This window comes from Actinorugispora endophytica, from assembly GCF_004363075.1.
Classification (GTDB): domain Bacteria; phylum Actinomycetota; class Actinomycetes; order Streptosporangiales; family Streptosporangiaceae; genus Actinorugispora; species Actinorugispora endophytica.
In genome coordinates, this window is the sequence record NZ_SNYN01000013.1 from 104,167 (window position 1) to 114,042 (window position 9,876).

Genomic DNA, 9,876 nt, shown 5'->3' on the forward strand with positions numbered 1-9,876 from the left:
CTGCCCGTTTCGGGACCTGAAAAGGCAGAAAGTTCATGCTTCGAAGTGCCGAAACTCGACAGCAACGAGCTGACTTCAGCGGACTGGTGCAGCGCCACCTCGCAGATGCCCAGGTGGTGAAGGCATTGCGCAACATCGGCCCCAAGCAGTTGATGGAACTGTTCCGCCCGACCGGAGCCGCCGTCGGTCTGCCTGGCCCAGTATGCCGGGGCGGCGCCTGAACCGCCGATGCCCCGGCGCGTTTCCGGCCGGGGCATCGGCGTGCGGGCGGGCGTCCGGCAGTCAGCGCGCGACGCCGCGCATCAGCCCCTCGAGACCGCGTTCGCCGGCCGGTGTCTGCGCCCCGTCCCGCAGGCCCCCGCTGATCAGCCGCTGAGCGGCCGGAAGACTGAACGTAGCAGCCCAGGCGTCGTTCTCACGCAGGAGTCCTTCCCTGAAGTCATCGGCGGGCAGCGAGCGCTTGGCTGCTTCGATGACACCGTCGGGCAGCGCGGCGATGTTGCGAGCGACACGGTCGACGTACCCTTTGAGCTCGTCGGCGGGCACGGCCCGGTTGACCCAGCCGTAGGACGCCGCGGTCTCGGCGTCGAACAGGTCGGCGGTGAGGACCACCTCCAGCGCGCGGTTGCGGCCCACGCGGTCCCGGAGGTACTGCGTTCCGCCTCCGCCGGGGACGATGCCCATGAGTGCTTCGATCTGACCGAGTCCGGCGGTCTCGGCGGCGGCGAATGCCATGTCCGCTGCGGCCACGAACTCCGCCCCGCCCCCGCGGGCCTTCCCGGCGAGCTCGACGATGGTCACCTGGGGCTGGTGGCGGATGAGCTCGCCGACCGCCTGGAACACGTTGACGTCCGCCGGCGCCGACGCGGCGAGCTCCTGGAGGACGTCCATCCTCTCCCCGATGCGCATGTCCACGTGAGCGAGGAAGAACTCCGGGTCGGCGCTCGAGAAGACGATCACCCGGACCGATGAATCGTCCGCGAGCGTGGTCAGCACGGTGCGGAGCTCGCGCATCATCGTCGCGTCGATCACGTTCACCGGGGGATTGTCGAGGATGATCCGTGCGACGCCGTGTTCCCTGCTCACGCGCAGGGTGGAGTAGGCATCGTTCGTCATGAAGGTCCTCCTGGGTTGTCAAAAGGCATGTAAGTTTGCGATGCATACCTACCGTCGGCGGTGCCGCGCGGATCGTCAAGAACGCACTTCGGGAGAACCAAGGCACATGAAGGACACCGACCCGCGCGGAGCCGACGCCGGGGCACGTACCGTTTTCCGGGCGGACTGCCCCAGCCGGCCGATCCTCGACCAGATCGCGGACAAGTGGTCGATGATGGTCATGGCGCTGCTGGAGCGGCCCACCCGGTTCAACGAGCTGAAGCGCGGCCTGGAGGGTGTGACGCAGCGCGTCCTCACCCAGACACTGCGCCGCCTCGAGCGGAACGGCATGATTCAGCGCAGAGTGCTGCCGACCTCACCAGTCGGTGTCGAATACTCCCTCACACCGCTGGGCGAGTCCCTGCGCGAGCCATTCGGGCATCTCTACGACTGGACCGTCGAGCACAGCAAAGAGATCGAGAGCTGCCAGCGGGCGTACGACAGCAGGGACTGACGCCTGACCAGCGGGAATCAGCCGATCGCGTCCGGTTGGGAGACGGCTTCTCAGCCGCGTGAGCGCAGGCGGCGCAGCATCCGGGCGTCGGCGGAACCCATCGCGCGGGCCGCGGACTCCACCGTCGCCCCTGGCCGATGAGGTGCTCGGCGCGTTCGAGCCGGAGCTCCTGCTGGTACCGCAGCGGCGTGACGCCGGTGGTCGCGACGAAACGCCGGGTCGAAGACCGTTCCGCTGCCCGGCCGGGTCTTCCGTCGGCGGCCCGGCTTCGGGGCGAGGGCGCCGCTGCGCGTACTCTGCTGGGGCGGGGTACGGCTCGGAGTATCCCGTACGCCGAGGGGAGCCTTCCTGTGAGCACCGACAACGCCGTCGAGGTCCGGTGCGTGGTCGAGGGCGGCCTCGGTCGCGTCACCCTGAACCGGCCGCGCGCCATCAACGCCCTGACCACGGGGATGATCCGGGACATCGCCGCCGCGCTCGCGGTGTGGGAGCACGACGACGCCGTGCGCGCCGTCCTCGTCGAGGGCGCGGGCGAGCGCGGGCTGTGCGCGGGTGCCGACATCCGCGCCCTCCACGCCTCGGCCAGGGCGCGCGACGGCCTCGCCGAGGAGTTCCTGCGCGAGGAGTACCACCTCAACGCCCGTCTCCGGCGCTACACCAAACCGGTGGTGGCGTTCATGGACGGCATCGTCATGGGCGGGGGAGTGGGGCTCTCCGCGCACACCGCCGTCCGCGTGGTCACCGAGCGCTCCCGGGTGGGGATGCCCGAGACCGACATCGGCTTCCTGCCCGACGTGGGCGGCACCTACCTGCTCTCGCGCACCCCCGGTCTGCTCGGCGCGCACGCCGCCCTGACCGCCGCGCGCCTGGGCGCGGCCGACGCGCTGCTGTGCGGCCTGGCCGACCACTACGTGACCGGCGACCGGCTGCCGGGGCTCGCCGAGGCCATCGCCGGAGGCGCGGACCCGGCGTCCGCGGCGGCCGAGGCGGCCGTCGCCTCGGGGGAGCCCGCCGGGGGCGTCCTGGAGGAGGCCCGTCCCTGGATCGACGACTGCTACGACGCGTCCACGGTGGCCGAGGTCCTGGAGCGCCTGCGCACGCGTCCGGAGGCGGCGGCCAGGAGGGCCGCGGAGGAGATCGAGGCCAAGTCGCCGACATCGCTGGCCGTGACCCTGCGCGCGTTGAACGAGGCCCGGGCGCTGGCGGACCTGGAGGACTGCCTCAACCGCGAGTACCGGATCACGCGGGCCCTCCTGGAGACCCCCGACTTCCTCGAGGGGGTGCGCGCGGCCGTCATCGACAAGGACCGCGCCCCAAAGTGGTCGCCGTCCGCGCTCGCCGACGTCACCGCGGAGGAGGTCGAGGCGTTCTTCGCCCCGCGCGGCCCCGAGCTGGGCCTGGCCGCGCCGCGCCCCCAGTGAGCGGGCCGCGGACCCCCGTCAGCGGTCCGCGGGAGGGAGCCGCGGCTCCCTCCCCGGCGTGGAGTGGTCCGGCGCCGCGGTGGTGGTGCCGAAGCCCTCCTGAAGGTCCGGAGGCCCGGGCGGCGGGTCCTCCCCGGCTCCCAGCGGTCCTGGAACGCGCCAGTGGTAGCGCAGCCCCGCCAGGCGGAGGGTGAAGCACGCCACCGCGCCCGCGGCCGCCGAGAACGACTCGGGCAGGCCCGCCTGGGACCCGACGACCAGAACGAACGCCCCGGTCAGGGCGGGAACCGAGTACATCGTGCTGTCCCGGGAGATCGCGGCCGGGATCCGGTTGATCAGCACGTCGCGGATTATCCCGCCGCCCACGCCGGTGATCGCGCCCAGCAGGACCGCCTGCAGCGGCCCGAAGCCCAGCTCCAGCGTCTTGGCCGCGCCCGCCACGCAGAACAGGGTCAGAGCGGCGGAGTCCAGGAAGGAGATGATGCCGCTGATCCGCTCCAGCTGGCGGTTGAGGAAGAACACCAGCAGCGCTCCGGCCAGGGCCGTGACCACGTACCGCCAGTCCTGGAAGGTGGCCGGGGTGGTGCCCAGGAGCAGGTCCCGGACGATGCCGCCGCCCAGCCCGGTGGACACGCTCAGCAGGGTCACCCCGACCAGGTCGATCCGGGAGGTGCGCACGCCGACCAGCGCGCCGTCCACGGCGAACGCGAAGACCCCGGCGAGGTCGAGGATGAGGATGAGCGTGGTGGGAGACACGCAGGTACGTTAAGCCACCTTCGGCGCGGCACAGAACCGGCCGCGCCCGTGCGCGGTGAGTGACCGGAGTCCGGGCTTTTCGGACTTCCATGACGACCTGGGGTGTAGGCGCCCGTATATCCGCTTTCGTGACTTCCCTCACTCGGAGCGTGATGAGACTTGGGTCACACAACGGGTTCGTCACCAGTGAGGACGCCGGAGGAGCGCCGCGCGTGCCGCGCCCACTGTTGACGGGTTTCGGCGCGGGGACCAGATTGGTCCCCGTTCTCCGACCCCGATGTGAGGACCACAACGATGATCGATCGAAGAAGTCTCCTCGGCGGGCTGTCACTGGCCGCTGTAGGAGTGCCGCTGCTGGGAGCCGCGGGATGCGCCCGACCGGTCCGGGCGGACCTGGCGAGCGCCACCACGTCGCCGGGAGCGCTCCCCGTCACGATCACCAACAACAGCGGCCGTCCCGACAGCGCGGTGCGCGTCTACATCGTCGGCACCGACCCGAGCACGGGCGAGCAGGCCCGGGTCGCGCCTGACGGCACGCTGGTGCCGGTCCGGGAGGCCGACAACGTCGACGACGGGTTCACCGACTACTCCATACCGCTCGGCGACGGCGGCACCGAGCTGTCGCTGCCCTTCATGTCGGGGCGCATCTACTTCGCCCTGGACGCCAGGCTCCGCTTCAAGGCGGTGGTCGACGGCGCCGGGCGGTCCGCCCTGCAGTACCCGGCCGGATGGGTGCCCTCGGACCCCAACTACGAGGTCCTGCACGACTCGGTGGAGTTCACCCACGACGACTCGGGCATGTACTGCAACACCAGCATGGTGGACCAGTTCAGCGTCCCGCTGGCCATCCGGCTCACCGGAGAGCGGGAGCAGGCCACCGGCGCGCTGAAGGAGGGCGGCCGCGCCGCCGTGTTCGACGCCGTCGAGGCGGACCCCGACTACTCCCCGCTCGTAGTCGGCGACCGCCTCCGCGTGATCGCCCCGGGGCACGGCATCGACGGCGGCCTGTTCTCCGAAACCTTCTACGACTCCTACGTCGACCAGGTGTGGGAGCGCTACACGGCCGCCGACCTCCGGGTCACCACGAACGCGGGCACGTTCACCGGACGCGTCGACGGTTCGGGACGGCTCGCCTTCGACGGGGGAGTGGCGCCCGTCGCCCGGCCCTCCACCCGCGACGTGTTCTTCTGCGACGGCGCGCTGGCCGCGCCCAACGACGGCCTCACCGGCCCGGTCGCCGCGATCCTGGGCGCCGCCTTCAACCGCTCCACCCTGCTGGACGCGGCCGACCAGCCCACGAGCGACCCGGCGGCGTTCTACCGCCACCCGGTCACCAACGCCTACTCCCGGGCGCTGCACGAGAACACCGAGGACGGGAGGGCCTACGGCTTCGCGTTCGACGACGTGGGCGACTTCGCCTCCTACATCCAGGACCACGCGCCCACCTCGTTCGCGGTGACCCTCACCCCGTTCTGACGTCCCGCGTCCGAAGTCCGCCGGCCGGTTCGCGCCGCCGCCTCGCGGATGTCACGCGGCCCGGTCGGGGGGTCCCCGGGACCGGGGAGGACCTCCCGACCGGGCCGCCGGATTCCACAGGACCGGGATCCCGCGTCAGCGGTCCAGGTCGCGTCTCGCGACCGCCGGAGCCGGAGCGGACGCCCGGAGGCCACCGCCACCATCGCCGCGGACCCGTCGGAAGGGGACCGGAACGTGGATCACGGATCCGCGGCCCCGGCGGAGGCTGCGCGACAATCGTCGAATGACTCACGACCGCTTCATGCCGATCCACGATCCGGAGCTCCTGGCCAGGGGTGAGCGCGTCCTGGGCGGCGAGTTCAAGGCGATGAGCGAGAGGGTGCTGCGGGCCACGGAGCTGACGTCTCGTCTCAACGCCCTCCCGTTCGACGACGAGGCGGGTAAGGCCGCACTGCTCGAGCGGATCCTCGGCCGCCCCCTCCCGGCGGGGGTGACGATCTACCCGCCCTTCTACACGGACCACGGCCTCCGCCTGGACCTGGCGGAGCGTGTCTTCGTCAATCAGGGCTGCACGTTCCTCGACTACGCCGGCATCCGGTTGGGCGAGGGCGTGATGGTCGGCCCGAAAGCCACGTTCATCACGATCGGCCACCCGGTGGACCCTGACGAGCGGCGCCGGTTCCTCACCGGGGCGCCCATCGATGTGGCGGAGAACGTGTGGATCGGCGCCGGCGCGACGATCCTGCCCGGCGTCAGCATCGGCCGTGACGCCGTTGTCGCCGCCGGGACGGTCGTGGCCGACGACGTGCCGGCCACGAGCCTGGTGGCAGGGCCCAAGGGCACCGTGCGCCGGCGCTGGTGATCGCGCGCCCCCAGCCGGCCTCGAACACGACGGACGCCTCGGCGTGGCACGAGCGGGGCGTCGGCTTCTTCGACCGGCTCACCCGTGCCCCGGTCGGTGGTGGCCGCCGGATCCCCTCCGGGTGCCGACCGGGGCCGCGGCGGCCACCACGCGAGGCCGCCCGTTCGAGAGGTCACCAGGCGAAGGCCTCCGGGGAGGGCCCGGGACCCGGGAAGATCTCGTCCAGAGACGTCAGCAGCTCCTCGCTCAGCTCCAGCTCCAGGGCGCGCAGCGCCGATTCCAGCTGCTCCTGTGTGCGGGGGCCGACGATCGGGCCGGTGACGCCGGGGCGGGTGAGCAGCCACGCCAGGGCCACCTCGCCGGGCTCCAGGCCGTGCTTGTCGAGCAGGTCCTCATAGGACTGGACCCGCGCACGGGCGTCGGGGTCGTTGAGCGTGTCGGCGGCGCGCCCGGAGGCGCGGCGACCGCCCTCCGCCTGCTTCTTCAGCACACCGCCCAGCAGGCCGCCGTGCAGCGGCGACCACGGGATGACGCCGAGCCCGTAGTCCCGCGCGGCCGGGACGACCTCCATCTCGGCGCGGCGCTCGGCCAGGTTGTACAGGCACTGCTCGCTGACCAGCCCGATGGTGCCGCCGCGCCGGGCCGCGATCTCGTTGGCCTGGGCGATCTTGTAGCCGGGGAAGTTGGAGGACCCGGCGTAGAGGATCTTGCCCTGCTGGACCAGGACGTCGACCGCCTGCCAGATCTCCTCGAACGGGGTGTCCCGGTCGATGTGGTGGAACTGGTAGAGGTCGATGTAGTCGGTCCGCAGCCGCTTCAGCGAGGCGTCGACGGCCCGGCGGATGTTGAGCGCGGACAGCTTGTCCTGGTTGGGCCACGGTTCGCCGTCCGCGCCCATGTTCCCGTACACCTTGGTGGCGAGGACCGCCTTCTCGCGCCGGCCGCCGCCTTTCGCGAACCAGTCGCCGATGATCGATTCCGTGCGGCCCTTGTTCTCGCCCCACCCGTAGACATTGGCCGTGCCCAAAGGTCAATTTTGACGCCATGATCCGAACCACATACCGTCACCCATTGTGCACGATGCGTGCCACAGGGGAGAGGGAGAACGAGCATGGCGAAAGTTCTGGGTGTGGTTCGTCTGTCGAGGATGTCGGACGAGACCACATCGCCGGAGCGTCAGCGTCGGTCCATCCAGCGATGGGCCGATCAGGAGGGGCACGTCGTCGTGGGATGGGTCGAGGACATCGACGTGTCCGGCGGGGTAGAGCCGTGGAAGCGCCCAGAGTTCGGCAAGTGGTTGCCTTCGACGATCGGAAAGGAGGTCAGCGCGATCGAGCACCGGATCGCGATGGAGGAGTCGCGCGCCGATGAGTACGACATCCTCTGCGCGCTGAAGATCGACCGCCTCTCGCGGCGCGTGCTGCACGTGCACACCCTCCTGGAGTGGTGCGAGAAGAACGGCAAGGAGGTCGCGACCGTCGAGGACGGGATCAACCTCAACACGCAGATGGGGAAGCTCCTCCTGAGCCTGATCGCGTCCTTCGCGGAAGGGGAGCTCGAAGCCATCAAGGCGCGGGCCAAGTCCTCGTACAACCACCTGGTGAAGGAGGGTCGCTGGCGTGGCGGCCGCACTCCGTACGGCTACCGCCAGGAGAAGCAGGAGACCGGCGAGGGGTGGAAGCTCGTCCCTGACGACTACGGGACCGACACGGCCGGGACACTCCGTGAGATCGTCCGCCGTCTCATCGCGGGCGAGTCGGCGAACAGCATCGCGCAGTGGCTCAACGAGGACGTGTCGAAGACCCCGACGTCACTCGACGCTCAGATGATCCGCAGCGGCAAGACCCCGAAGGGCAGCCGCTGGACCGCCGCGAACACGGCCAAGGTCGTACGCTCCCGCTGCATCCTGGGGCAGATGGAGGCATCCGAGGAGGTGATGGTCGACGGGAAGAAGACGACACGACGCCGGGTCGTCCGGGACACTGACGGCCAGCCCCTCCAGCGCGCGGAGCCGCTGATCACGCACGAGGAGTGGGAGCTGGCCAACAAGAAGCTGGACGAGAACACCAGCAAGCGCAACGGCAACCGCAAGGGTGGGTCGCCCTTGCTCCGGGTCGCGTTCTGCACATGTGGGGAGCCGGCATATCTCGGCCCTGGCCGTAACTGGCCCTACTACCGCTGCGCCTCCCGTACCACGCACAAGCCGTGTCCGACCGGAAGCAAGGGCATCGCGGCGCACACGCTGGAGGACGCCGTGGAAAAGGCGTTCCTCCTTGCTGCCGGGGACGTCGAGATCGTCCGGAAGGTCTTCCGGCCGGGCGTGGACTACACGCGCGACATCGAGGAAGTGAACCGCGCCCTGTCGGACCTGAGGGAGGACCGCGAGGCGGGCCTCTACTCCAGTGAGCTGGGCAAGCAGGAGTACCGGGAGGCGTACAAGCGGTTGGACGCGCGACGTGAACAGCTCATCGCGCAGCCCACGCGCCCGGACACCTGGGAGGAGATCCCGACAGGAGAGACCTACCGGGAACGGTGGAGCACGTTGTCGACCCAGCACGAAAAGGGCAGGGAGCTACGCGCCGCAGGGGTCAAGGCAGTCATCCATGCCGAGCCGATTCCCGGGATGGCCGCCGCGCAGCTCATGGCTCCCGATGGCCATGAGGGGATGTGGCAACACCCGGTCGGGAGGGTTCAGGTTCTGATCCCGATGGACTTCAAGCAGCGTCTGCGCAACATGGCGGCGGTCCACAGCGAAGGCTGACCGACAACTGCAGGTGACGAGGAGGGTCCTGTGGTCGGGGCCTTCTGTGCGTTTGTAAAATGCCCGGCAGGTCGCCGCCGTCGCTCCCGACCGCACGAGACCGAGTCCAGGCCCGAAGGCTTGGGCGTCCACCTGTGAAGAGAGACCGCGCCGTCCGTGCACGGTCCATCCCCGCGAAGAAAGGGAGGCACATGTCCCGCCATCCGGCGGGGGACTGGCGCACGCGTGTGCGTCTCACAGGAAGGAGCCACATCCGGTGGCTATCAGCTTCGGCCATGACCGCCCGTGGGGCGGTGTCTCCCAGCACGAGTACCGGCGCATGGCGCAGAACCCTGCGCACCAGCTCGCCTACCGCGTCCACTTCGCCGCCATCGGATGGGCAGACCGGCACGGACACGCGGGCTTCGCCCCCGGCCGGTTGGCCGCACTGCTGGGCAAGGAAGGTAAGCCACTGTCCGAGCAGAGCACCCGCAACGCGGTGGCACGCGCCAAGGAGCTGGACCTTGTGTCGCCCCGCTCCGGGGCCGCTTGCCTCGTGCTCCCTCCCCACCTGTTCCAGAAGGGCAAGGGTGCGCCAGTTCCCTGCCGTCTCCACCAGGACCGGTAAGTACACGCTGTCCGTGTAGCCAGAGCACGCCTGGCGTGTACCCAAACAGCATCCGAACTGCGGGAACGCTTGCGTCCTCTCTTGTCTATTTGGTCCAAGTGCGGTCGAGCCTCTGTCGGGGTCGGCTGAAGGAAGCAGCCTGCTTCAAGGCGAGGGCAAGTAGAGGCGCGGCAGCGCCCCCTAGGGAGGGACAACGGCGCAGAGAAAGGCAGCAAGGGGCGGCCTACCGGCCGCCACAGTCGCAGTGCTCAACGACAGTGCGGCCCCGGAGGGAGCCGACAGGTGCAAGCCCTAGATCGTTGATGGGAAAATGTGTGCTGGTCAGTGGTCGTAAGCGATCAACGACCGCTTGACCGGGGCGCCGGTCAACCAGTTGTGCCAGAT

Annotated in this window: 9 protein-coding genes; 6 read left to right on the forward strand and 3 right to left on the reverse strand. The window is 70.1% G+C overall.

All coding sequences use genetic code 11. The features are described 5' to 3' along the window. Window positions 1–282: 282 nt before the first annotated feature. Window positions 283–1,116 carry an enoyl-CoA hydratase/isomerase family protein gene (locus EV190_RS15850; RefSeq protein ID WP_133742345.1) on the reverse strand — a complete coding sequence of 278 codons (834 nt, stop codon included), beginning with the start codon at window positions 1,114–1,116 and terminating at the stop codon, window positions 283–285. A gap of 106 nt (window positions 1,117–1,222) precedes the next feature. Here EV190_RS15850 and EV190_RS15855 point away from each other — a divergent pair, with 106 nt between their 5' ends. Further along, complete coding sequence (locus EV190_RS15855) at window positions 1,223–1,609, forward strand: winged helix-turn-helix transcriptional regulator (RefSeq protein WP_133742346.1); 387 nt, start codon at window positions 1,223–1,225, stop codon at window positions 1,607–1,609. Window positions 1,610–1,959: 350 nt separating this feature from the next. Beyond that, window positions 1,960–3,030 carry an enoyl-CoA hydratase/isomerase family protein gene (locus EV190_RS15865; RefSeq protein WP_166655470.1) on the forward strand — a complete coding sequence of 357 codons (1,071 nt, stop codon included), beginning with the start codon at window positions 1,960–1,962 and terminating at the stop codon, window positions 3,028–3,030. Window positions 3,031–3,048: 18 nt separating this feature from the next. Here EV190_RS15865 and EV190_RS15870 read toward each other — a convergent pair whose 3' ends face one another. After that, complete coding sequence (locus EV190_RS15870; protein WP_133742348.1) at window positions 3,049–3,786, reverse strand: trimeric intracellular cation channel family protein; 738 nt, start codon at window positions 3,784–3,786, stop codon at window positions 3,049–3,051. Window positions 3,787–4,080: 294 nt separating this feature from the next. On the opposite strand from EV190_RS15870, the gene EV190_RS15875 reads away from it, so the two are divergent. Together EV190_RS15875 and EV190_RS15880 are read left to right on the forward strand one after the other, a co-directional pair. Then, a complete protein-coding gene (locus EV190_RS15875) occupies window positions 4,081–5,262 on the forward strand; it encodes a glycoside hydrolase family 64 protein (protein WP_133742349.1) in 1,182 nt (393 codons plus the stop codon). A 283-nt stretch (window positions 5,263–5,545) separates the two neighbouring features. Continuing rightward, entirely contained in the window at window positions 5,546–6,124 is a 579-nt protein-coding gene (locus EV190_RS15880) for a DapH/DapD/GlmU-related protein (RefSeq protein WP_133742350.1), read from the forward strand. 172 nt (window positions 6,125–6,296) lie between these two features. On the opposite strand, the gene EV190_RS15885 is transcribed toward EV190_RS15880, so the two are convergent. After that, window positions 6,297–7,151: an aldo/keto reductase gene (locus EV190_RS15885; protein WP_133742351.1), complete on the reverse strand. Its 855-nt coding sequence runs from the start codon at window positions 7,149–7,151 to the stop codon at window positions 6,297–6,299. A gap of 84 nt (window positions 7,152–7,235) precedes the next feature. Between EV190_RS15885 and EV190_RS15890 the strand changes: the two genes are divergently transcribed. Continuing rightward, the gene (locus tag EV190_RS15890) at window positions 7,236–8,885 is read left to right on the forward strand and encodes a recombinase family protein (protein WP_133742352.1); all 1,650 of its coding nucleotides are present in this window, start codon (window positions 7,236–7,238) and stop codon (window positions 8,883–8,885) included. A 319-nt stretch (window positions 8,886–9,204) separates the two neighbouring features. After that, entirely contained in the window at window positions 9,205–9,492 is a 288-nt protein-coding gene (locus tag EV190_RS23735; protein ID WP_208113193.1) for a hypothetical protein, read from the forward strand. The last annotated feature ends 384 nt before the right edge of the window (window positions 9,493–9,876 follow it).